Consider the following 22753-nt stretch of genomic DNA (forward strand, 5'->3'; position numbering starts at 1 on the left):
CCCTCACGGCCGGTGTCAGCCGTCGTATCTGTAGTAGCCGGCGAGGTCGGGGAGGATGGTCACCCGGTCGGTGCGGACGGTCGTGCCGGTGCGGAGAGCGTTGATCATCTTTCCGCCGCCGATGTAGATGCCGACGTGGTGGGTTCTGACCGTCTTCTTGCGGATCTTGCCGTAGAAGACCAGGTCGCCGGGGCGGGCCGTCGCAGGGGCGATCTTGCGCAGGCGGCGGACGTGGTCGTCGGTGGTGCCGTTGCCCAGCACGTCCCTCTGGAAGGCGAGCTGGTACACCCAGCGGGCCAGGCCAGAGCAGTCCAGACCGCGGGTGGTCGCGGCCGGGCACGGCTTGACGGAGCCGTGGTAGCCCTGGCAGGTGCCGAGCGAGGGCCCGGGTCTCGCCCCGTGGCCGCCGCCCCAGACGTACGGGATCTCCCCGCCCGGCCACCGTGACTGCTCCTGGCCGCGCTGGATGGCCTGGGCGATCTCCAGCACCCGGTCGGGCTCACCGTGCAGCAGGGGCGCCGATCCCGCCGCGAGGGCCAGCACGCCCGCGGCGATCGCCAGCCGGACAGCCCGTGCCATCGAAACCCCCCGTTCCGCTCGGTATGCGACTCAACCATTCTGTTTAACTTTCGGCGGATGTGGGCGGTTTTCCCAGCGGTCCCTCGCCGGGGCTCGGGCATCCCGGACCTACGTAGTTTTCCGCATATCTCTCCGCAGACCCCCCGGCCTACCGTCAGTACGACCGTACGCGCGGGGGCCAGGCCGGACGGTGGCGCACCCGCCCACACGTGCATAGGAGAACGCCCGTGGTCGGCAACGACGGAAACGCCCCCGACATCCTGTCGCCCGGCTTCGCGCTCGAGCTTGAGAAGCGGGCACTCGCGTCGGAGAAGAACGGCACATATCCGTATCCGGGACATATGAGCCGGATGTAGCACTTGCCGATAACCTGGCCGTAGATCATTGGAGGTCCGCCCTGCACTCGTCCGCGACGAACCATCACCGTGAGTCACAGGCAGTGCTCAGGTCGCTGCCGTTCGTCGCCTTGGTGGCCGTCGCCGTGACCGACCTGCTCGCCGGCCCCAGGCTGGGCTTCCTGCCGCTCCTGACACTGGGCCCGACGTTCGCCTCGGTGTCCGGCAGCATCCGGCGGACGGCGGCGGTGGGCGCGCTGGCGCTCGGCATATGTGTGCCCCTCGCCTACTACAGCAAGCTCCTGCTCACCCCGCAGAACAACCTCACCATCGCCACGATCATCGGTGTCACCGGGGCCAGCGTGCTCGCCAGCCACCTGCGCATCCGGCGTGAGCGTGAACTCGCCAACGTGCGAATGGTCGCGGAAGCCGCCCAGCGCGTGCTCCTGCGCCCGGTCCCGCGCCGGGCAGGAGACCTTCGTATCGCCCTGTCCTACACCTCCGCGGCGGCGGAGGCCCAGATCGGCGGCGACCTGTACGAGGTGGTCACCACGCCGGACGGCGTCCGGCTGCTCATCGGCGACGTCCAGGGCAAAGGCCTGGAAGCCGTAGAGACAGCGGCGTGGGTACTCGGCGCGTTCCGGGAGGCCGCCTACGAAGAACCCGACCTGCCCGGCGTTGGAGAGCGACTGGAATCAAGCCTCGCCCGGCACCTGAGTGGGGAGAAATTCGTCACAGCCATCCTCGCCGAGGTCCACCAGGACGAGATCTCCCTGCTGAACTTCGGCCACCCGGCACCCCTGATCATGCGCCGCGACGGCCACGTCTCCTTCGCCGGCCCGGATGTGGAAGCCCCTCCACTCGGCCTCGCGTCGCTTGCCCGCATCCCACCCGAACCGCACCGGATCCGCTTCGAGAACGGCGACCAGATCCTGCTGTACACCGACGGGGTGATCGAGGCCCGTGATGCCACAAGAGCCTTCTATCCCCTGTTCGAACGGGCCGGCCTGCTCGCCAACGCCGATCCGCAGACCGCACTCGACGAGCTGCGCACGGATCTGATCAACCATGTCGGCGGGCCCCTGCCGGACGACGCGGCGATGCTGCTTCTCCGCCGTCACGCGTCCCGCGACGGAATCACCGCCTGACCCACCAGGCGAGGGCGGCGTCTGCCCACCGGCGCCCGCGTACGGGAGAAGGCGAAGCCGGTCGCGAGCACGGCGAAGGGCAGCACCATGAGCACGTAACGGTGGTCGAAGTCGGCGGTCATCGCGGGAAGGACCAGCAGGGCGAGCCCGCTGGCCAGGGCGAGCAGGGCGTCGGCGCACCGCCGCCGCGCCTGCAGGACCACTCCCGCGAGCCCCACGGCCAGCAGGAGCCCCAGCAGCGGCCCCGGCACGTGCACCCACCGCTGGTAGGCCACCATCGCGTCCGCGAACGGCTGCACGAGGCGGGTCTGCGCCGGCCCGTTCTCGTACTCCCGCGCGGCCTCGGCGGCGCTCATGCCCTCCTTCACCTCGAAGGTTGGCATGGTCGTCGACGTGCCGGCGAACTCGTACGACTTCACGAGGCTCGCGGACGGGTGCGGCAGCCGCGTCCAGGAGAAGGCCTTGACCGCGTCGCCGAACACCGTCGTCGCGTAGTCCAGCGGCTGCGCCTCGATGGCGCGGAGCGCGAACTGGCGGGTCAGATCGTTGGCCTCGTCGCTGAACATCGGCAGCCGGCGCACCGGCGAGCCCGGCGTCCAGATGTAGCGGGAGGCGGCGATCCGCTGGTCCACGGGAACGGTCGGGCACAGCCACCTGACCGCCGCGGGCGGCCTGATCTCGGAGCAGTCGGCGAAGGTCATCGTCCGCGCCCACAGGAACGTGCCGTCGGCGCTGCTCAGCGCGAAGCTGCCCTGTTCGGCGCGGTACCAGGTGGCGTAGGCGCCGAGGGGGACCACCATGGCGACGGCCGCCGCCACCACGCCCCGCCATCCCGCCCTGCGCAGGAGCAGGCAGGCCACCACCACGACCAGCAAGGGGACCCCGACCGTGCGCATGACCGCCGCGCACCCGAGGAGCAGCCCGGCCGTCACGCCCCAGGGGACGGTGAGCACCCGGCGCCACAGCAGGATCGCGGCGGCCACCACCAGGAGCGTCGCGAACAGCACGTCGGCCATGATCATGTGTTCGAGCTGGATCTGGTACGCGTCGAAGAGCAGGGGAACCGCCAGCAGGGTCGCGCCCCAGCCCGGCAGGCCGTACCTCCGCAGGAGGGCGTAGACCACGACGGCGCACAGCAGCCCGAGCAGGTGCTGGATCGCGACGACCAGCGTGGTGCTGTGGAACGGCTCCAGCACCCAGAGGAACAGTGAGTATCCCGAGCTGCGCGACCGGCTCGGCCACAGCTCCAGCGCTCCTGAGATGTAGGTGTAGGAGTCGCCGTCGAACCAGATCGCCCGCCGGTAGCCCAGCATGGCGCACAGCCGTACGAGCGCCGCGGCCACGAGCGCGAGGCCGAAGATCACGTGGTTCCGCGCGACGGATCTGATCACCGGCACTCTCCCGACTCGGCTGCGTGGCCTCCGAGAGTACCGATATGTACGTTATGGGCGTCCCGTCTCAGGGGTTTCCCAGCTTCCCTCCCTCCCCTCAGGGAGCGTGGGGAGTGCCCGGCCGGGCCTTTGCGGGGCCCGGCCGGGCCGTGGTCTCGCGCTCCCAGGGCAAATCGAGACCACGGATGAGGGGCTAGGCGGGCGTGCAGGTCACGGAGGTCGGGACTCCGTTGGCTCCGTTCGCGATGAAGCCGAACGACGCGGACCCGCCGGCCGCCAGGCCGCCGTTCCAGTTGAGGTTCCTCGCCGACACGCCGGCTCCGGTCTGCGTGTAGGTGGCTCCCCAGATCTGTGTGATCGTCTGGCCGCTGGGGAAGGCCCACGCGACGGTCCAGCCGTTGATCGCCGTGCTGCCGCTGTTCCGCACCGCCACGTCGGCCTGGAAGCCGCCCTGCCAGGAGCTGGTGACCTGGTACGTCGCCGCGCACGCCGCGCCCACCGTCGGCGTCGGCGTCGGCGTCGGCGTCGGCGTCCGTGTCGGTGTCGGAGTGGGCGTCGGGGTCGGGGTTGGGGTTGGCGTGGGAGTCGGTGTGGGTGTGGGGGTCGGTGTCGGAGTCGGGGTGGGCTGCGTGCCGGGCGGGTCGCCCCAGATCTTGGTGCCGCCCGAGTACAGCGGGATGTTCCGCACGGTGACCGGGGTCGCGCCGGGAGTGGTCGCCACGCCCGTGTACGACCAGTCGTTGGACGGGTCCCAGGACCCCGACGAGCTGGCGATGCGGAACTGCACCTCACGCCGCGACTCCGACTGGCCGGCGGGCGCGATCGCCGTGCCTGAACAGTCGATCGTGACGTAGTACACCTTGCCGGACACCGGGGTCGGACCCGTCGGAGGCTTGCACTGGGTGTACGCGGAGGACAGCGTGATCTGGCCCGGCGTGGTGTCGCCGTCCAGCGTGAAGTAGTAGCGGAAGGTGCCGTCCGTCAGCGCGCGTGCGGGCCACGCCGAGTGGTTCACCACCAGCGCCTTGATCTCGGTGTAGGTGGAGCCGGTCGAGTTGACCGAGGCCTGGAGGTAGATCTCCGGCCCGTCGGGCGTCTCGGCGACGGGGAAGTTCGAGAGCGGAGCGCCGCCGTACTCCTTGTAGAGCCGCGCGAGCGCGCCGGTGAAGGCGGCGTTGTAGTCGGTCGCGACCTCGTTCATCACGTAGTCGCTGCGGCTGTCGGTATAGGCGTCGTTGGCGGTCGTCGGCCCGCCGACCAGCGCGCCGTACAGAATGTGCCTGCTGTCGGCCGGCTCGTTGAGGTTGTTGGACCAGGAGCCGTGCGCCGTGCGGTGGTGCGGGTTCCGCGGCGGGTTGGCGCCAAAGCCGATCATGTACGACGACTTGCGCGGGTTGTCGCCCAGCGCGTAGTTGATCTGCCTGACCCCGAAGTCGTGATATCTCGCCTTACGGGTGGCGTCGGTCAGCCAGTCGCTGTAGACGAGCGCGGTGAACGCGGTGTTGGCGGCGTAGCGCAGCGACCCCCACTGGTCGAGCACGGCCTCGCCGCCCGGCGAGTAGTTGACCTTGGCGCCGTTCACGCCGACGGTCCACCAGTCGAGCCAGCGGTTGGCGTCGTCCACGTACTTCTGCTTGCCGGTGAGCCTGGCCAGCAGGACGTAAGCGCCGTACGACTTGTCGTCCCAGGCGATCGTCCACTTGTAGGAGCGGGTCGTGCTCTGCGGCTCGGTGCCGAGGTTGTCGTAGTACGTCTCGGCCTTGGTCAGGTACGACGCCTCGCCGGTCGCCCGGTAGAGCCAGATCGCGCCCCAGACCAGCTCGTCGTTGTAGCCGCTCCACGACTGGTAGTACCCCGCCGCGTCGGTGATGCAGTCGCTGTACTTCTTCCGCACCGTGTCGGCGAAGGTGTAGAGCTGTCGTGCGTGGGAGACCAGCGTGTCGGCGTAGGCCGGGTTCGTCGGGCGGAAGACCATCGAGGAGGCCGCCATCGCCGCCGCCGTCTCGCCCGCGAGGTCCGATCCGCCGCACGTCGCGTCGATCTTGTATGAGGGGCGGTTCATCGGCATCACCTCGGCCGGGCCCCACCACGCGTGGTCGGTGCCGCCGTTGCCCACCTGGCCGTACAGCACGTTCGGCGAGGGGTGCGCCTTGATGAAGTAGTCGTTGACCCACTTCAGGTTGTCGAGCAGGTACGGGAGTTGCCCGGAGCTCTGGTACGCGTCGCGGTACTCGACGCCGCCCCAGGCGAGCATGGTGGTGCTGGCCGCCATCGGCAGGCCGAACTTGACGTGGTCGCCCGCGTCGTACCAGCCCCCGGTGAGGTCGAGGCCGGCGTCCTTGCCGTCGTTGAGTCCCGAGTCGCCCCGCCACGTGACGCGGTTGGCCGCGGGAAGGTCGCCCGAGCGCTGGGCCTCGTAGAAGAACAGCGACTTCTGCAGCGCCTCGCCGTAGTTGAAAGCGGGTGCCGCCGCCGCGGAGGACGTGAGCACGGGGAAGATCGTGGCCGACGCGACGAGGATCGCCAGGCCGGTGAGGGTGCGTCTGAGGGACATCGATCGCCTCTCGAGCTGGGAACGCTGGTGGAGCTGACCGGAACGGTCGTGAGATGGGGGCGAGCGGGGTGCGGTGGGGGTCAGGCCCACCGCACCCCGCCCATCGAGAGGGTGTGGTGACGTGTCAGGCGCCACCGCACTCCGCCCTTCAGGGGGTGCGGTGGTGTGTCAGGCACCACCGCACCCGGGCCGGTCGGATCAGGGGAAGAGCCGCCCGTACTCGGCGAGGGCGATGGCGACGTCGGCCTGCGCCCAGAACCGGTGGTAGTTGAACGTCGGGGCCGGAGCCGTGCCGTTCAGGTAGTTCTGCACCTTCGGCCAGTCCGGGTCGTTCTTGTACCAGGACCTGATCGAGATGAAGGTGGAGCTGGAGTTGATCGGGTCGCCGTTCGGCATCTTGCCGGACCAGCCGGCGGGGATGTAGATCGGGTCGTCGAGGCGGTTGTAGTCGGCCTTGGTCTCCGGCACCGACACGCCCTTGGCGTCCTGGTTGTTCTTCCAGATGCCGTCGAGCAGCGACTTGGCGAGGTTCTTCGCCGCCGTGTTGTTGGCCTTGGCGGCGTAGTACATCAGGACCTTGGCGTAGGAGCCGGCGACGCCGACGTCGTTGGTGTAGTCCGCGATGCTCACGTGCAGGCTCGCGTTCGAGCCGGGGCTCGAGGCGTTCCAGGTGTCCGGCTGGCCGGTCCACCTCAGCGTCGACGGGATCTGGAAGGTGCCGTCGGCGTTGACCCTGGTGTTGGCGCTGGCCCAGGCGACCCACTTGTCGAGGAGGGCCTTGGCGGTGGCGTTGCCGCTGGCGTAGTAGTACTCCGCCACCCGCTCCATCGACCACGCCTGGAAACCGAACCACTGGTTCGACGGCGGGTCGTGGTAGACGGGCTGCCAGTCGTACGCCATGCCGTAGAAGGTCGGCGTGCCGGCCGGCGGGGCCGCGTAGTGACCCTGCCAGCTGTTGGTCGCGCCGCCCGCGATCGCGCCCTCGGTCGACTGCAGCCAGCGGTAGAACTCCAGCTGCCGCGTCAGGCTGGTGCTCCAGTCGGCCACGGCGGTCGTGCCCTTGGGCTTGAGCGCGTCCACGTTCGACAGGGCCCAGGCCGCGAGCGGGTTCTGGTAGCCGGAGTGGTTGTGGCTGGAGCCGATGCGCCATGCCCAGCCGGCGGAGGAGTCGGACGCGCCGCCCCAGGCGTAGTACCAGGAGAGCAGGTAGGCCGAGCTGTCCTTGCCGGTGCCCGCCGCGCAGGAGGTGCTGGTGCAGCCCTCCTTCTTGAAGTACTTGTCGTACATCGCGTAGCGGAGGTAGTCGCCCATCTTCGCGGCCTTGGCGACGGTCGCCGAGACCTGCGAGCCCTTGCCCTGCGCGGTGGCCCAGGTGTACGCCCAGTAGGCGGCCTGGACGGCGCGCGCGTCGGCGTCGGGGGCGTTGGTGTACTTCCACTGCTTGGCGTAGGAGCTGTCACCGGTGAACAGGTCCAGGTAGCCGTTCGGGCCGCCGAACTTGAAGGTGTCGCAGGACGGCTGGGGCACGGTCTCGAAGACCGACTCCTCCGGCCCGCGCTGGTAGGTGTTGATGTAGGCGGGCTTGGTGGTGCCGTCGCCGCAGCGGCCGAACCCGTAGGTGTTGTCGACGTCGAGCAGCCAGTGCATGCCGTACACGTCGCTGTTGCCGTACGCGGTCTTCAGCTCGCCCGCGATGGGGTCGACGCCGACCGAGACGTTGCCGTCCAGCTTCGAGGGGTACTGCTTGATGTCGTCCCACTCACCGGCGTAGGTGGCCGGCTTGCTGGCGTTGTAGAAGGAGTTGGTCGGCTGGTCGGCCGTGGCGGGGATGATGTACTTCTCCATCGTCGCCCAGGCGTCGTTGAACCTGGTCCACGTGCCGGTGACCTGCCCGTACACCGCCTCCAGCCACAGCATGTAGCTGAACGCCTCGGAGGTCGTCTCGTGGCCCTGGTCGGGTGCCTCGACCATCAGGGTCTCGACCGAGTGGTACGGCACGCCCTGCGGTGAGAAGTACCCGTTGGCCGGGTCGTGCAGCTTGTTGTACAGCGTGGTGAAGCGGGTGATGTACTCGTTGCCCGTGCCGCCGTCGTCCGCCTTGGTGGCGGTGACCGAGCCGGTGGTCCAGCCGGAGGCGGCCGAGTTGAACGTCGCGGTGCCGGTGCCGGTCGTGTTGGCGGCGGCGATGGTGACGTTCTGCGCCGTGTTCCAGTTGGAAGGCGTGAACGTCAGCGACGCCCCGGACTGCACGCTGAGGTCGGCGCTGCCGCCGGTGGCCTTGGTGGTGGCCACGGTCACGTTGGCGGTGGGTGCCTTCGACAGGCTCACCGCGTACGTCGCGGTGCCGCCTCTCGGGACGACCAAAGTCGTCGGGCTCACGACGATGGTGGACGCCGTGGTGCCGGACACCGTGATCCCCACCGGGCTCGACGTGGTCGTGGCGCCGAGGTTGTCGGTCGCCTTCGCGGTGAGCGAGTAGCTGCCCGCCGCGACGCCCGTCCAGCTGTAGGTGTAAGGGGCGGTGGTGTCCGTGCCGAGCAGCGTGGTGCCGTTGTAGAAGTCGACCTTGGAGACCGTGCCGTCGCTGTCGGCGGCCGTGGCGGCCAGGTTGACCGTGGCGGGCGCGGTGAAGGTCTGGCCGGCGGTCGGCGAGGTCAGGCTCACGGTGGGCGCCTGGTTGACCGGGGTGCCCCCGTTGCAGGTGACGCCGTTGACGGTGAACGAGGTCGGCTTGCCGGCGTAGGTGCCGGTGTAGGAGCCGTTGAAGCCGATGTCCGTCGACTGGCCGTTGCTGAGGGCGCCGTTCCAGCTCAGGCTCTTGGCCGTCACGTTCTGGCCACTCTGTGTCCAGTCGGCGCTCCACCCCTGGGCGACCTTCTCGTTCCCCGGGAGGGTGAAGGTCAGGGTCCAGTTGGTCCAGGCGTCGCCCTTGTTGGTGACCTTAAGGCTGGCGCCGAAGCCGCCGCCACCCCAGTTGTTGTCGACGTAGTCGACCGTACAGGCGACGGCCGCGGAAGCCGGTACGGAGGCCAGGACGGTGAAGAGGCCGGCCGCCAGGCTGGTGAGCGCGACCCACACGCCACGTCTTTTCATCCGTGAACGTGGGAGCGCTCCCGCCCCTAACGATGGTGTTGACATTCTGAACGTACTCCAAGGTGATGAAAGGCGATGGATGGTACAGAAGTTGGCACAGCGTCGGTCTCGTACCGGGTGAGGAAGGTGGTGTGATATGGGAGCGCTCCCACATCGGATTCTGGTGAGTACAACGAAGATGTCAATGACGTGTCAGGCAGATTTCAGCGCGTGGACGCGCGCGGCATCGCCAGCCAGCCTGTTCTTACGCGGGCCTTACGCCGTCCGCCGGTCGGCTCCTGAAACTTTCAGGTCGGCCGAGGGGGCCGGGCGGGGTCCGGCCGCAGGTCAGTGGATCATGCCGGGCTCCCAGGTGACGGCGGGGAACCGGCGCCCGGCGGCCGGTCCGGCTACCCAGCGAGTGTGAGATATGCCGCTTTGTAGGGAGGTGACTGATTCGGGTCACTGGGTACAGGGTGGAGTCATGAACAGAGTCGATCCGAGAAACCTGAGCGTGCGAGATCTGCGCGACGAGCTGAGAGAGCTCGAGGAGTCATGGATGGAGACGCTGCTGCGCGGTTCCGAGGACGCCCTGGACGACTTCGCGTCCCGCACTCGCGAACTGGAGGAGGAGTTCGACCGCCGTAAGCGGGACGACGAGCCGGCCGTCCCGGGGGAGACGGCTCCGGAGCGGGCCGCCTCCGATCGGACGCCCGGGGACGAGCCCGCCGCGTCTCCGTGGAAGACCGCCACGCGGGAACCGTCCAGCGGCCCCGCGCCATGGGGGCCGGGCGGCCTCCCCGGCGAGAACGGCACCTGATCCCAGCCGGGCACGGATGAAGTCCGGTAAAACCGAGCACGAGAAATAGGTGGAAATCCGGTGGCCGGCGGCTCCGGCCGAATGGCAGGAGAAAAACAGCGCCGCCGCACCGGAGAATCGATGCCGCTCATGAAATGGGGGCCCGTCCGATGGGATCGGACGGGCCCCGCGGTTATTTCAGGACCTCACGTCATCCGGTGACGCCGACGTGCGGACGCGGCCGGTAATAGTGCCGGTGATGGTAGTGATGGTGCATGCGCGGCTTCTTGTGAGCCTTGTAGTACACCTTGTGGTGGTGAACGGGGTGGTGCCCGGACCCGGCGTGGTAGCTGGAGTGGTGCCCGCCGCCCCCGCCCTCGTGGACCACGCCGTGCAGCGTGTGCAGGGTCTGGACGGTGACGAGGCGGCCATGGTGCCGGTGGTGGTGGAACCGGTCCCTGCGGTGGTTCCTGAGGAGCCGGTTCTCGTCACGGTCGGTGGTGCTGACCTCCTTGTCCTCTTTATCCTCCTTGCCCTTCTCGTCCTCGTCGCACTTCTTCTCGGCGGGGCAGGTGTGGTTCGGGCCGACGCGCAGCAGCAGGACCGACGAGGTGCTGGGGTCCATCAGCGTCGTGCCCGGGTAGGCGGCGATGATCCGGCGCACGCCTTCCGCCAGGTTCGGCGAGGTCAGCGTGGCGCGTCCGTTCCCGTCGATGTGCGCCGTGCCCAGGCTGACGCCGTCGCTGGTGAAGATGACCTGGCCGGTCGGAACGGTGCCGCTCCCGCTTCGCACCGTCGCGGTCAGGGTCAGCGGGCCCTGGGCCCCCTTGGCCGTGCACGACGAGACCAGCGTCGTCGTGGTCGACCTGGCGCTCTGGCAGACGGGCCGGGTGACGGCGTCGGTGTCCAGGGTGACGGTGGTCTTGGCGAGAAGGCGGCCGTTCACGGTGGCGCCGGTGCCGACGGCGATGGAGGCCAGCCCGAGGAGGCTTCCGGCGAACCTGGACGTCGCGCCCAGCGTGGCCGTGCCCGCGACCGCCCAGATGACGTTGCACGCCTGGGCGCCGCCGGTGAGGGTCACCGTGCTGCCGGGCCCGGTGACGAGCGTCGAGGCCGACTGGAAGATGAAGACCGCGTTCGGGTCTCCCTGCGCGTCGAGGACCAGGTTCCCGTTGATGGTGAAGAAGGTCGAAGCGGAGTTGTAGACACCCGGCGTCTTCGTGGTGCCTCCCAGCTCACTCGCCACGGTGGCGGTGGCCGTACGGGTGGAGGCGTTGTTGTAGGCGGCGGTCAGGTCCTTCTGAGCCTGCCCGGCGGTCGCGTCGCCCGCGTGCATCGTTCCGGCGATGATGCCGGGCGGGAAGCCCGCCACCGTCGCGCTGGGGCTCTCACCGAGGTCTCCGGTGACGGACGTGGCCCCGGAGTTCGTGACGCCCGTTCCGGCCAGAACCGCGAAGTTCCCGGCCGTGCCGAGCGGGACCGGCGCTACGGCCGCGCTCGCCGTATGTGGTGTCGCGATGACGACTCCCATCGCGACCATCGCTGGGAGAGCCGCTGCCAGCAAGGAACGGACGAAATGTCGTGGCCCGACGCGAGGCCGACTGGCATCTTTCATAAAGCGGTCCTTTGCTTCTAGTATTGCTATGTGAAAACGCATTGCCGATGATGCGTCTCGAGATCCACCGTACTTACCGTTGGCGTCACTATCGTCATGCGACATGCGGAAGATTTAAATCCGGGCTCATCTGCGGATAAAAAGGAAATGTCACCCGCCGTCGGGTGACATGAGCGTTATTCCGGTGAAGTGTTTTTCGTCCGGCTCTGGTAATGAAACGAGGGCGTGCCGGGTGTCGGCACGCCCTCGTCGGCGTCGGCGGGTCCGCTGGACCCTGACGGTCTACGAGCAGATGATGTTGGACGGTCCGGGGGTCGAGGGCCCGTTGGCGTTGAAGCCCACGACGACCGACTGCCCGGGCGCGAGGTTCGCCGCGTAGGTCGGGGCCTTCGCGGTGAAGGTGGTCCCGCTCTGCGTGACCGTGGCGTTCCATCCGCTGCTGAGGGTCACCCCGGACGGCATCGTCCACCTCACCGACCAGTTGTTCCAGCTCGCCGTGCCGTTGTTCTTCACGGTGAGCCCGGCCTGGAACCCGCCCGACCAGGAGTTCGTCACCGCGTACGTCGTCCCGCAGGTGGTGGTCGGGGGCGGGGTGGGCGTCGGCGTCGGCGTGGGCGAGGGGGTGCCGCCCCCGCCGCCTCCGCCGCCTCCGCCCGTCGGCGGGATGAGGTACGGCTGCAGGATGCTCTGCTTGGCCTGGTCGACGGTCGTCCAGTCGTCCTTCAGGATGCCGCCGGTGTCACCAGAGTTGGGGTTCCAGGACCAGTAGGTGAAGGACATGCCGTTCACGCCGGTTCCGGTGTACTTCATCAGCTCCTGGAGCCAGATCTTGTCGGTGTTGCTGGCCAGCGTGGTGCCGAACTCGCCCATCATGATGGGCGCGATGTTCTGCTTGTACAGGTAGCCCCAGAACCGGTCCCAGATGGCGGGCATGTTCGCCGGGTACGCCGGGTCGTCGAACCACGTCTGGTGGAAGACCGAGGTGGCGTACTCGTGGGGGGAGTAGACGAGCCGGTTGGCCACGTTCAGCCGCACCGGGAATTCCCCGGCCTTGGAGAGGTTGCCGCCCCACCAGCCGCAGGGCTCGTCGGGGATGTTGTCCCAGGTGTTGGCGTTGCCGCCGCTCGGGCAGCTCACGCCCTCCACGAAGATGAGCCAGTTGGGCTGCACCGACAGGATCGCGTTCCCCGCGCGCTCGGCGGCGAGCCGCCAGTCGCGGGCGGTGTCGCCGCAGCCCCAGCAGGAGCCGGTGCTCTGCGGCTCGGTGCCGTCGGCGTGCGGCTCGTTGTGCAGGTCGGCGCCGATGACGGTGGTGTTCCCCGCGTAGTGCTGCGCGAGCGACTTCCAGTCGTTGATCCAGGTGCTCTCGGGGACCCCTGAGGTGTACCAGAGCGCGGTCTGCCCCGCCGAGGTGGGCCGGTGCCGGTCGAGGATGATGCGCATCCCCTTGGTCCCGGAGTACTCCACGACCTTGTCGAGGATCTGCATGGGCGACAGCCCGACGAGATCGGGGTTGCTGTAGGTGTTCACGCTGGTCGCGACCGCGCCGGGCTTGATGGCGTCGTCGGAGAACGGCACCCGGATCGTGTTGTAGCCGAGGCTCGCCATGAGGTCGAGCTGGCTCTTCCAGGGATTGTTCGCCCACAGGCCGTGGAAGGTCTTGTTGTCGGTCTCCATGCCGAACCAGTTGATGCCGGTCAGCCGGACGGTGGCGCCGGTGCTGTCGACGATCTTGTTGCCGCTGGTGTGCAGGTAGCCCGTGCCGGTGCCGCCCGCCGCCTGGGCGGGGGCCGAGCCGAGCGTGACCGCCAGCGCGGTGGTGGCGGCGGTGGTGGCGACCACGGTGAGCGCGGCCTGCCACCTCCTGCCGCTCCATGCAGATTTCATCGGGTGCCCTTCATCAATGAGGCGAGGCGCGACGGCACCGCCGGGAGGGGTGGTGGTCGCGACCGGGTACGGCCGGGGCCGCCGGCGGGTGGCCGGGTACGGCCGGGCCGCGCTCGTCATGCTTCGGCGCGCTTTTCCGGCACGTCAACCGCGACCGGAGCCGTTCCTCCGATGACCTGCGCGGACGTATGTAACTTTCATGCCGGCGACCGGTGCCGGGGCGGGCACTGGAGGGCCCAGAGGCTGGGAGCGCTCCCACCAACGGGGCGCCGCCTGCCGGATGGGCAAGATCGTAGTCAGGAAGCCGTAGTCAAGAACATTCAGAAGGTCGCGGGACCCCTATTCATGAAAAGGGGTCCCGCGACCTCAAGTGGAATGCGGCGGAAAAGTATTCGAATGAAGCGTCGATTTATCAGGCCGCCTTCTGGAGCGCCGCGCCGATCAGGGTGAGCCCCCGATCCAGCTCGGCGTGGACCCCGGGTGTCAGGCCTCCCTCCCGCGCCCGGTCGTCCAGCTTCCTGCGCACGCCCTTCAGCCCCTCTCCGGGGTCGCCGAGCGACTGCAGGAGGTTGTGCACCACCTGCCGCAGGTCGAGCGCGACGTCGGCGCGGATCTCCCCGGTCGTCTCGCCCGCCGTGAGGGCCGCGTCGAACCGGCCCACGGCCTGGGTGAGCGTCGGAAGGGCGCGCGTGCCGGCCGGGGCCGCCGTATGCTCCGGCTCGGCGGCTGGCGGGTCCGGCGAGCGCGGTGGCCCCGAGGGTCCTGGCGACCTCGGCGGGGAGGACGCCTCCGGCTGGGACGCGGCGGTGGCGGGGGACCGGTCCGGCGCCTCGGACTCGCTCCCTTCCGAGATCGGCTCGGCGAGCGCGCCCGAGTGCCGGTCGGAGCTCTCCGGCGCCGGGGTGCCGCTCGGCTCCGCCTCGGTGGACCGGCTGCTCACCGCCGCCGCGACCGGCCCCGGCAGGTCAGGTTGTATCCACAGCAGGGCGGCGGTCCAGGTGGCCAGCGCGGCGACCGCCACGGAGGCCATCCGCGCCCGCCGCATCCACACGGCCGTCTCGCGGACGGCGGCGACCGAAGCGCTGAGCGACGCGGTGAGCGTCTCGGCCACGTGCTGCGCGCTCGGCCGGTCGCCAGGCTCCTGGGACAGGCAGCTCCTGCACAGCTCGGCCACCTCGGGCGGCAGGCCGGGCACCCCGCTCGGCGCCGGCGGCGGGCCGGTGCGGCGGGCCGCCTCCAGCCCCTCCCAGGTGGTCTCGGGGTAGGGGAGGGCGGCGGTGAGCATCTCGAACAGCAGTACGCCGAGCGCGTACACGTCGACGGCGGGATGCACGCTGGCGCAGGTCAGGCGCTCGGGCGCCACGTACGGCGGGGTGCCGAAGTCGGCCAGCCGCTTGTCGACCTGCTCGCCCACGAACGCCGCTATCCCGAAGTCGAGCAGCTTGGCGCCCTCGGGCGTGAGCAGCACGTTCTCGGCCGTGACGTCGCGGTGGACGATGCCGCGCTGGTGAGCGGCCGCGAGCACCAGGGCCACCCGCGCCCCGATGACCGCGGCCTCCCGCCAGGGCAGGGGCCCCTCGGCGATCCTCTCGGAGAGCGGGCGGCCGTCCAGCAGGCGCATCACGACGTACGCGGCGAGCCTGCCCCGGGCGGTGACCGTCTCGCCGTAGTCGTAGACCTCGATCGCGTCCGGATGGATCAGGCGGGCGGTCGCCCGCGCCTCCCTCCGGATGAGGTCGCGGCCACCGTGGTCGCCGCCGACGCTGCCGTCCAGCACCTTGATCGCGACAGTACGGTGAAGCGACTGGTCGAACGCCCGCCAGATGGCGGACATCCCTCCCGACGCGATCTGCTCGACGAGCCGGTATCTGCGCGTGAGCACATCGCCTTCCCGCATGCCTCCCGAATCAAGTTGATTCACGGACCACCAGCTCCGTGGGCAGAATCGGGTTGCCGTGCGGCACCTCGTCCTCCGAGGTGATCGACATGAGCAGCATCCTGGCCGCCAGCACCGCGAGCTCCTCGACGGGCTGGCGGACGGTGGTCAGCGTGGGCGAGGTGTGCCTGGCGAGCGGGGCGTCGTCGAACCCGACCACGGCCACGTCGTCGGGCACCCGGCGTCCCGCGCGCCGCAGGGCCTGCATCGCCCCCGCCGCCATGGGGTCGGAGGCGGCGAAGACCGCGTCGAGGTGCGGCGAGCGCTGCAGGAGCCACTGCATGGCGTGCGCGCCCGACGCGTGGGTGAAGTCGCCGTACGCCACAGGGACGTCGGTCATCCCGGCCGCGTTGAGCGTCTTGAGGAACCCGTCGAGGCGATCTCGGGCACCGGGCAGCGTCGGCGGCCCCGCGATCACCGTGATCGCCCGCCGGTTCGTCAGCAGGAGGTGCTCCGCCGCCTGGCGGGCTCCGTCGAAGTTGTCCATGTCGACGAAGGGCAGGTCGATGCCGTCCGGCGGGCGGCCCGCGCTCCGTACGGCGATGCCCGAGGCGGCCAGGGTGACCGCGAGGGGATGTCGCTCCCTGGCCCCCGCGAGCAGGACGCCGTCGAAGGATCCCGTCACCAGCGGCGGCGCGGCGATCGTCGACGTCGCCGGTGTGGCGGTCATGACGACGAAGGGCACGCCGTAGCTGGTGAAGACCTCGTCCGCGGCGGACAGCAGTCGTGCGTAGAACGGTTCGGAGAACATGCGCTGGGTGTGCTCGCAGATCACCGCCGCGACAAGCTGGTCGGACCGCCGGGCCGAAGTCCCGCGGGGCGCGCGGTGCCGCACGTAACCCAGACGTGACATGGCGTCATGGACCTGGCGGCGGGTGGAGGTGCTCACACGGACGGATCCGGTGAGAACGCGTGAGGCCGTGGCGGGGGAGACCCCTGCTTCGGCTGCTACCTGGGCAAGCGTGGGCTGGTCAGCCATCCGGCTTCCTCCGCTTTCAAGGTATATCGCGAAGGCGTGGGAGCGCTCCCATTACAATAACAGTGTTTCTTGCGTGTCAACAGATGTTTCCGATAAATGTTCCACGCCGATCTGGAGGCGATGTTACGGACATATTCCAGTCGAAGAAAGGTCCCAGTCAGAGTTTCCTGGTGAAGTCGGGGGGCCGGGGCCCGCGAGCCGGGGCGGCGGGCGGAAGCGGCGGACCCCGGTCTGCCTGCTCAGCTCCGCCGGGCGGGGCGAGATGACCGGCGGTCGCCGGCCGCTCGTGTTACCGGGATGTTACCGAGGCCTCCCGTGGGGCCGGTCGATCCGGTCGACAGTGGCCTGGGCGGTATGCCCGTCCTGGACGTTCTTCGTGACGTCTGCCGGATTACAGCCCGTTCGGCCGGTTAGTGCGCCGGCTTGTTCATGCCGTACGCGTCGGCGATCAGCTCGTACGAGCGGAGCCGCGCCTCGCCCCCGTGGACCCCGGTGGTGATCATGAGCTCATCCGCGCCGGTACGCTCGCGCAGCGTCTCGAGGCCGGCGCGCACGGTGGCCGGGTCGCCGTAGATGAGGTTCGACAGCCAGTCGCTGACGAACTGCTGCTCGACCGGGCTGTAGGGATACGCCTCGGCCTCCTCCGGTGTGGGCAGCGGGGCGGGCTGCCCGCGCCGCAGCCGCAGCATGCCGAGCGCGCCCGTGCGCGCCCTGCGCAGCGCCTCCTCGGCCGTGTCCGCCGCCACCGCGCCGACGCCGATCATCGCGTACGGCCGGTCGAGCACGTCGGACGGGGTGAACGCCGAGCGGTAGATCTCCAGGGCGGGCAGCGTGTTGGCCGCGCTGAAGTGGTGAGCGAAGGCGAACGGCAGTCCGAGCAGCCCCGCGAGCTGGGCGCTGAAGCCGCTTGAGCCGAGCAGCCAGATCGGAGGGCGTCCGGAGCCGGGCGCGCTCGCCTCGCCGGGGACGGCCCTGATGTGCTCGTACTGGTGCCCGGCCGGGTAGCTGTCGTCCAGGAAGGCGATGAGCTCGGCGAGCTGCTGGGGGAAGTCGTCGGCGTCCGGGGTGGCCGTACGGCGCAGCGCCCGGGCGGTCGCCTGGTCGGTGCCGGGCGCGCGCCCGAGCCCGAGGTCGACACGTCCTGGATGCAGCGCGTGCAGGGTGCCGAACTGCTCGGCGATGATGAGCGGGGCGTGGTTGGGCAGCATGACGCCACCCGAGCCCAGCCGGATCTCGCGGGTGCTCGCGCCGAGGTGGGCGAGGAGCACGGCGGGGGAGGAGCTGGCGACGCTCGGCATCCCGTGGTGCTCGGCCACCCAGAACCGGTGGTATCCCCAGTCCTCGGCCCGCTGCGCGAGCTCGGTGGTCGTCCGCAGGGCGTCGGCTGGGGTGTCGCCGTGGCCGACGGTGGCCAGGTCGAGGATGGAGAGCGGGACGCTCGACTCGCCACGGGCGACACCACGGATCAGATCACTCACAGCCCGAACAACCCACCCTCAACAGCCGCTATTCCTGCCTCTTCCCATCGGGTACGGCCATCGGCCGTACCCGGGAAGGCGCTAGGAGATCGTGACGCGGAAGATCTGGTCCGAGCCGGGGGCGGCGCCGCCGTTGTTGTCGGCGTTCGTGGTCGACAGCCAGAGCTGGTCGCCGCCCGGCACCTTGGTGACGGTCCGCAGGCGCCCGTACGTGCCGACGTAGTAGGCGGTGGGGGTGCCGACGGCCTCGGTGTCGCCGTTGATCGGGATCCTCCAGAGGCGCTCGCCCCGCAGGGCCGCCATGTAGACCACGTTGCGGACGATCGCGATGCCGCTCGGGGAGGCGGTGGACACCGGCCACGTCGCCTTGGGGTTGGTCATCCCCGAGACGCCGCAGGTGCCCTCGCAGGTGGGCCAGCCGTAGTTGGCACCGGGTTTGATCAGGTTGAGCTCGTCGACGTAGTTGTTGCCGAACTCCGCCTCCCAGAGCCGGCCGTTGCGGTCGAAGGCCAGGCCCTGCGGGTTGCGGTGCCCGTAGGAGTAGACCAGCGTGCCGAAGGGGTTGCCGGGGGCGGGCGCTCCGGTGGTGGTCATCCTGAGGATCTTGCCGTTGAGCGAGTTCCTGTCCTGGGCCAGGCTGGGGGTCTGCGCGTCGCCGGTGGTGGCGTAGAGGTGGCCGTCGGGGCCGAAGGCCAGGCGGCCGCCGTTGTGGTAGCGGTTCTTCTTGATCCCCTGCACCAGGATCGTGTAGCCGGTCAGGGTCGTGCCGTTGTAGGTCATCCGGACGACGCGGTTGCCCTCAGAGGCCGTGTGCATGAAGTAGACGTAGTGGTTGCTCGCCCAGGCTGGGTCGACCGCCACTCCGAGCAGGCCGCCCTCGCCATCGGTGGTGACCGTGTTTGGCACCGTGCCGACCTGCGTGCGCGCCCCGGCGGGCGTGACCTTGAAGACCTTGAACGTGTCTCGCTCGGTCACCAGGGCCGTCCGCCCGTCCGGCATCCAGTAGGTGCCCCAGGGGATCGACCAGCCGGTGGAGATGGTGGTGATCCCGGAGGGGGTGCCCCCGTCGCCCGCGCACGACGTCGTGGTGAACGACACCGGGTTGCTGGGCGCCGAGACGTTCAGCGCGGCGTCCTTGGCGACCACGGTCAGCGTGTACGGGCTGTCGCACGCCAGGCCGGTGACGGTGACGGAGGTGGCCGGCGGGGTGCCGGTCACGGTGGCGTAGACGTTGGAACCGCTCCTGACCTCGTACGCGGTGACGCCGGTGTTGTCGGTGGAGGCAGTCCAGGACAGGCGCGCGCTGGTGGAGGCCACGCTGGAGGAGCCGAGCCCGGAGGGTGCCGTCGGAGCCTGGGTGTCCGAGCCGGACCGCGTGGTGCAGACGGCCTGGGCGCTGCTCGGCGACACGTTGCCGGCCGCGTCACGGGCGAACACCGACAGGTGGTACCGGGTGGCGGGCGACAGCCCGGTCAGCGCCTTGGAGGTGGCGTTTCCCGGGGCCTCGCCCAGCTTGTTGCCGTCGTTGTAGATGTCGTACGCGGCGACGCCCACGTCGTCGGTCGAGGCGCCCCACGACAGCGTCAGGCCCCTGGGGGTGATGGCCGAGCACGACGGCCGGCCCGGCGTGGTCGGCATCTGAGGCGGCGCGGCGGCCGTCACCAGCAGCCCGGCGAGTACGGCGGCGACGCGGCCGAAGTCGCGTAACCGCGGGTTCCGTGTGCGCATGCGTCCTCCTAGATCACCGAAAGGCTGGATCTATCGGGCCTGCCGACCCGCAGGTCACATCGCGGGTCTCGCCGATGCGGCGACGCGGCAGGGGCGGAACGCACCCATGGTCACCCAGAAGAGGTGGATTCGTAAAGGTTCTTGCCGAAAAGACACCGGGGCTATGCCGGAGCTATAGCAGACCGGTGAAGATCGGTACAGCCGCTCGCCGGGACGTCCAGGAGGCACCGCGGGGGCGGTCACCAGGGGTGTGCCCCCGCGAGGTGCCGGTGGCCCCGGGTCAGGCGGGCGGCCGGTCGCCGGCCGGCACCGCGGTGAGCTCGACGGTGCAGAAGGCGCAACGGCGGGCGTCGATCGGGATGTCGCTCAGGCACTCGGGGCACTGCTTCTCGGTCGCCTTCTTGTCGCGGTCGAAGAAGCCGATCAGCCGCGTCATCGGCATGACCACCAGCCAGTAGATCACCGCGGCGATGATGAGGAAGGTCAGCAGGTGATTGATGAAGTCGCCGTACTTGAACTCAGAACCGTTGAGCTTGAAGGAGTACTTCGAGAAGTCGGGCTGCCTGCCGCCGGTGATCGCGCCGATCAGCGGTGTCACCAGGTCGGCCACCAGCGCCTGGACCAGCCCGCTGAAGGTGGCGCCGACGACGACCGCGACGGCGAGCTCCACCAGATTGCCGCGCATCAAGAACTTCTTGAATCCGCCCATCTGCGTATCCTCCGGGGGGAATGCTGCAAGGGGAAAGGTCTCCGGCTACCCATACGTTCCTCCGCAAACCCGGTCGAGGTAGAAGAGGCGCGGGCGCTCGCGGCATGCTCAGCGGCTGTCGGTCACAAGCCGGTCGAGGTCGAACCGCCCCTCTTTGGCGGCCTCGATGAAGGACTCCCACTCGGTGCCGGAGTAGACGAGGATCGGGCTTCCGTCATCCTTGCCGTCACGCACGCCGATCCACCCGTCGTCGTACGCCACCTCGACACAACTGCCGTTGTTGCAAGCCGCGTACCACGTCACCCCATGGAACGCAGGTTCGCCTGACATGCGCCTCCCTCTCCATGAAACCTTCGCCGTATTTCCGCTCAGGGCATTGCGCTCGGCGAAATTATAGTTGATCGCCGCTCGGAAAAACGGTGCCGTCACGCTGGTGTTCCAGGCGTCCGAGCGAGTGATGTGACCATTGGGGTCAATAACCATCCCAGATGCGACGGCCATCTCCCCTGATCCACTCCCCGCGGCGGGGCCGGGCATGGCGAACGGGCTTCGCGGGCGGCCGGGGGGTACGAATGGCGAGAATGCCGGAAATAACTTGAAGAATCGCGTTAAGCCAGGTCATGATGGGCCGGTGGGTGCGGCGGCGGACTTCGAAAACGGCGCCGGTAGAGCTGTCCGGCGCCGCCTGCTCGCCCGCGTTTCATCTGGATTCCACTGTCACGCATCATATTGGGAGCGGTGCTCCCGCGGGCCTGCCCGACGCTCGTAACGTCCGGGCCTTTCCGCGACCGTCGGCCTTTAGGTGAAGGATCTGGTTGCTTTCTCAGCGGCCGGAGCGCCGATGCCGGCGTCCTCGGTCGCACTGTCTCTCACCGGATCCGCCGGGGCCCGAAAGCGGGCCGCGAAGCGGGGTCTCCGGATCAGATATCGAATTCGCCGGCCTTGACGCCGCGCACGAAGGTGCGGAACTCGTCGAGGGTGAATTCGAGGACGGGGCTGTTGCCGTCCTTGTTGTCGCGGATCCCGACGCCGCCGTGCGGAAGCTCGGCGACCTCCACGCAGGTTCCGTTGTTACATCCGCTTGCGGTCCGCCACTGCGGGCCGGAATACCCGAAAGGGTGATGCGACGTCATCGTCTCTCCTGATGTCACTGATGATCCCTCGCCGTGCGTCCATCCGGACGATGGCGTCCCCCGGACGGGCGCGACCGACATGATCGGGCCGGATAAATAGGCATGAGCCCCCGCTGAGACCTGGCCGTGGAAGGGCAGGCTCTCTGCTTGCGGGGGCTCCTGGTGATCATTTATCGCAGCTACTGGGGACATGTCAATACGATCAAGGGGTTGAGCTGGTCGAAGTTGGAGAGATCTGTATTTACTCGGGAGCTTCCTCCCGTAGTTCCCATAGCTACATGTCCGATATGAGCGAATAGTCCGAAGTGTCGTTGCGGTACCCGTTCGAACATGAAGCGTGGTTTGGCCTGTATGGGGTATAGCGCGGCGAAAGGGGGAGAGGCTCCCACCGTGCGCCAGGCCCCACCCGCTACGGCGCGTACCGCATGCGCATGTCGGCGATCAGGGAAACCGAGTCGCGCGGATTCAGCGCCGCGGCCCGCAGGTGGGTGATGACCTCGCGGAAGCGCTCCAGCTCGCGCGGCTTCTCGAGATAGAAATCGCCCATCAAAGACTCGACATAAACGGTGTCCGGAACCATGTTGTCGGGGAATTCCAGAAGGATGAACATGCTGTCGAAGCCGATGTGCGCCCCGACCGTGAAGGGAATCACCTGGATGATCACATGGGGAAGGCCGGAGAGCTCGATGACGCGTTCAAGCTGGGCGTGCATAACGGAGTGACCGCCGACGTGACGGTGGAGGACCGATTCGTCGAGAAGCACCCAGCAATTGGGCGGGTCGTCCTCGGTGTGGAGCCGCTGCCGCTTCAGGCGGGCGTCGACGCGCTCCTCGAGAACCTCCTGCTTGATCCGCGGAAGGCATCCGCGGATCACTTCCCGCGCGTAGTCCTCCGTCTGCAGGAGGCTCGGAACGGTGGTCGTCTCGTACATCGTGATGGAGGACGCCTCGCTTTCGAGGCCGATATACGGATCGAGGTCCAGGTCTTCGTATTCCTGCCACCAGCCGGCCTGGCGCGCTTCCCTGGCCATGGAGATGAGGGCGTCGGCCTCCGCCTGGTCGATCCCGTAGATCTGGCACAGGTCGCGCACGTCCCGGGGAATGACGCTCCGCTGGGCGGTCTCTATGCGGCTGATCTTGGCCGTCGAGCATTCGAGCCTCTGGGCGGCTTCTTCGAGGCTCAGCCCCGCGCCCTTTCTCAGTTCGCGGAGGCGGGTGGCGAGCTGCCGGCGCCGTAGGGTCGGATTCGCCCCGGCCATCGACGCTCACCTCTTCCTGATGCGGCCATCGCCGCGTGCCCCCAAGTTTGCCCAGGCAGCTCCCGTTGCTAACAGCTAACACTATTCGCCCGGGGTGGACGCCGAAGGTATACGCCGACGACACTTTCCTGTGGCAATTGCCATTGGCGGTT

The 22753-nt window shown here is 69.0% G+C and carries 17 protein-coding genes; 3 read left to right on the forward strand and 14 right to left on the reverse strand.

Features of this window, described 5'->3' with window-relative positions; genetic code table 11:
* Nucleotides 1-15 precede the first annotated feature (15 nt).
* Nucleotides 16-579 (reverse strand): C40 family peptidase, encoded by a 564-nt coding sequence (locus OG589_RS00340; RefSeq protein WP_405145149.1) that lies wholly within the window; start codon nt 577-579, stop codon nt 16-18.
* 227 nt (nt 580-806) lie between these two features.
* Here OG589_RS00340 and OG589_RS00345 point away from each other — a divergent pair, with 227 nt between their 5' ends.
* The gene (locus OG589_RS00345) at nt 807-935 is read left to right on the forward strand and encodes a hypothetical protein (RefSeq protein ID WP_405145150.1); all 129 of its coding nucleotides are present in this window, start codon (nt 807-809) and stop codon (nt 933-935) included.
* Between the two features lie 83 nt (nt 936-1018).
* Nucleotides 1019-2062 carry a PP2C family protein-serine/threonine phosphatase gene (locus OG589_RS00350; RefSeq protein WP_405145151.1) on the forward strand — a complete coding sequence of 348 codons (1044 nt, stop codon included), beginning with the start codon at nt 1019-1021 and terminating at the stop codon, nt 2060-2062.
* Here the strand turns inward: OG589_RS00350 and OG589_RS00355 are convergent.
* From OG589_RS00355 to OG589_RS00365, 3 genes are all read right to left on the reverse strand, one after another.
* Nucleotides 2032-3453, reverse strand: a complete 1422-nt coding sequence (locus OG589_RS00355) for a hypothetical protein (protein ID WP_405145152.1) — start codon at nt 3451-3453, stop codon at nt 2032-2034. The two genes, OG589_RS00350 and OG589_RS00355, sit on opposite strands and share 31 nt — an antisense overlap.
* Nucleotides 3454-3646: 193 nt before the next feature.
* On the reverse strand, nt 3647-6007 hold the full coding sequence (locus tag OG589_RS00360) for a glycoside hydrolase family 9 protein (RefSeq protein WP_405145153.1): 2361 nt from the start codon (nt 6005-6007) through the stop codon (nt 3647-3649).
* Nucleotides 6008-6205: 198 nt separating this feature from the next.
* Entirely contained in the window at nt 6206-9100 is a 2895-nt protein-coding gene (locus tag OG589_RS00365; protein ID WP_405145154.1) for a glycoside hydrolase family 48 protein, read from the reverse strand.
* 463 nt (nt 9101-9563) lie between these two features.
* Here OG589_RS00365 and OG589_RS00370 point away from each other — a divergent pair, with 463 nt between their 5' ends.
* Nucleotides 9564-9899: a DUF6158 family protein gene (locus OG589_RS00370; RefSeq protein ID WP_405145155.1), complete on the forward strand. Its 336-nt coding sequence runs from the start codon at nt 9564-9566 to the stop codon at nt 9897-9899.
* Nucleotides 9900-10089: 190 nt separating this feature from the next.
* Here the strand turns inward: OG589_RS00370 and OG589_RS00375 are convergent, their stop codons facing one another.
* The 10 genes from OG589_RS00375 to OG589_RS00420 all read right to left on the reverse strand — a co-directional run bounded on the left by OG589_RS00375 (nt 10090) and on the right by OG589_RS00420 (nt 22601).
* A complete protein-coding gene (locus OG589_RS00375) occupies nt 10090-11409 on the reverse strand; it encodes an ice-binding family protein (protein WP_405145156.1) in 1320 nt (439 codons plus the stop codon).
* 366 nt (nt 11410-11775) lie between these two features.
* Nucleotides 11776-13380, reverse strand: coding sequence for a cellulase family glycosylhydrolase (locus OG589_RS00380; protein WP_405145157.1), 1605 nt, complete (start codon nt 13378-13380; stop codon nt 11776-11778).
* A gap of 412 nt (nt 13381-13792) precedes the next feature.
* Complete coding sequence (locus OG589_RS00385) at nt 13793-15277, reverse strand: protein kinase domain-containing protein (protein ID WP_405145158.1); 1485 nt, start codon at nt 15275-15277, stop codon at nt 13793-13795.
* Between the two features lie 10 nt (nt 15278-15287).
* Nucleotides 15288-16295 (reverse strand): LacI family DNA-binding transcriptional regulator, encoded by a 1008-nt coding sequence (locus tag OG589_RS00390; protein WP_405145159.1) that lies wholly within the window; start codon nt 16293-16295, stop codon nt 15288-15290.
* A 410-nt stretch (nt 16296-16705) separates the two neighbouring features.
* Complete coding sequence (locus tag OG589_RS00395) at nt 16706-17773, reverse strand: LLM class flavin-dependent oxidoreductase (RefSeq protein ID WP_405145160.1); 1068 nt, start codon at nt 17771-17773, stop codon at nt 16706-16708.
* Between the two features lie 81 nt (nt 17774-17854).
* Nucleotides 17855-19501, reverse strand: coding sequence for a PQQ-dependent sugar dehydrogenase (locus OG589_RS00400; RefSeq protein WP_405145161.1), 1647 nt, complete (start codon nt 19499-19501; stop codon nt 17855-17857).
* 280 nt (nt 19502-19781) lie between these two features.
* The gene (mscL, locus tag OG589_RS00405) at nt 19782-20210 is read right to left on the reverse strand and encodes a large conductance mechanosensitive channel protein MscL (protein WP_405145162.1); all 429 of its coding nucleotides are present in this window, start codon (nt 20208-20210) and stop codon (nt 19782-19784) included.
* Nucleotides 20211-20318: 108 nt separating this feature from the next.
* Nucleotides 20319-20540, reverse strand: a complete 222-nt coding sequence (locus tag OG589_RS00410) for a DUF397 domain-containing protein (RefSeq protein WP_405145163.1) — start codon at nt 20538-20540, stop codon at nt 20319-20321.
* Nucleotides 20541-21130: 590 nt separating this feature from the next.
* Complete coding sequence (locus tag OG589_RS00415) at nt 21131-21535, reverse strand: DUF397 domain-containing protein (protein ID WP_405145164.1); 405 nt, start codon at nt 21533-21535, stop codon at nt 21131-21133.
* Between the two features lie 217 nt (nt 21536-21752).
* A complete protein-coding gene (locus OG589_RS00420) occupies nt 21753-22601 on the reverse strand; it encodes a helix-turn-helix domain-containing protein (RefSeq protein WP_405145165.1) in 849 nt (282 codons plus the stop codon).
* Nucleotides 22602-22753 lie beyond the last annotated feature (152 nt).

It is taken from the genome of Sphaerisporangium sp. NBC_01403 (assembly GCF_045040145.1).
Lineage (GTDB): Bacteria > Actinomycetota > Actinomycetes > Streptosporangiales > Streptosporangiaceae > Sphaerisporangium > Sphaerisporangium viridialbum.

Coding starts and splice junctions, on each gene's coding strand:
- OG589_RS00340 (WP_405145149.1), bottom strand. CDS start 579: ATGGCACGGGCTGTCCGGCTGGCGATCGCCGCGGGCGTGCTGGCCCTC.
- OG589_RS00360 (WP_405145153.1), bottom strand. CDS start 6,007: ATGTCCCTCAGACGCACCCTCACCGGCCTGGCGATCCTCGTCGCGTCG.
- OG589_RS00365 (WP_405145154.1), bottom strand. CDS start 9,100: ATGAAAAGACGTGGCGTGTGGGTCGCGCTCACCAGCCTGGCGGCCGGC.
- OG589_RS00370 (WP_405145155.1), top strand. CDS start 9,564: ATGAACAGAGTCGATCCGAGAAACCTGAGCGTGCGAGATCTGCGCGAC.
- OG589_RS00375 (WP_405145156.1), bottom strand. CDS start 11,409: ATGGGAGTCGTCATCGCGACACCACATACGGCGAGCGCGGCCGTAGCG.
- OG589_RS00380 (WP_405145157.1), bottom strand. CDS start 13,380: ATGAAATCTGCATGGAGCGGCAGGAGGTGGCAGGCCGCGCTCACCGTG.
- OG589_RS00385 (WP_405145158.1), bottom strand. CDS start 15,277: ATGCGGGAAGGCGATGTGCTCACGCGCAGATACCGGCTCGTCGAGCAG.
- OG589_RS00390 (WP_405145159.1), bottom strand. CDS start 16,295: ATGGCTGACCAGCCCACGCTTGCCCAGGTAGCAGCCGAAGCAGGGGTC.
- OG589_RS00400 (WP_405145161.1), bottom strand. CDS start 19,501: ATGCGCACACGGAACCCGCGGTTACGCGACTTCGGCCGCGTCGCCGCC.
- mscL (WP_405145162.1), bottom strand. CDS start 20,210: ATGGGCGGATTCAAGAAGTTCTTGATGCGCGGCAATCTGGTGGAGCTC.
- OG589_RS00410 (WP_405145163.1), bottom strand. CDS start 20,540: ATGTCAGGCGAACCTGCGTTCCATGGGGTGACGTGGTACGCGGCTTGC.
- OG589_RS00415 (WP_405145164.1), bottom strand. CDS start 21,535: ATGTCCCCAGTAGCTGCGATAAATGATCACCAGGAGCCCCCGCAAGCA.
- OG589_RS00420 (WP_405145165.1), bottom strand. CDS start 22,601: ATGGCCGGGGCGAATCCGACCCTACGGCGCCGGCAGCTCGCCACCCGC.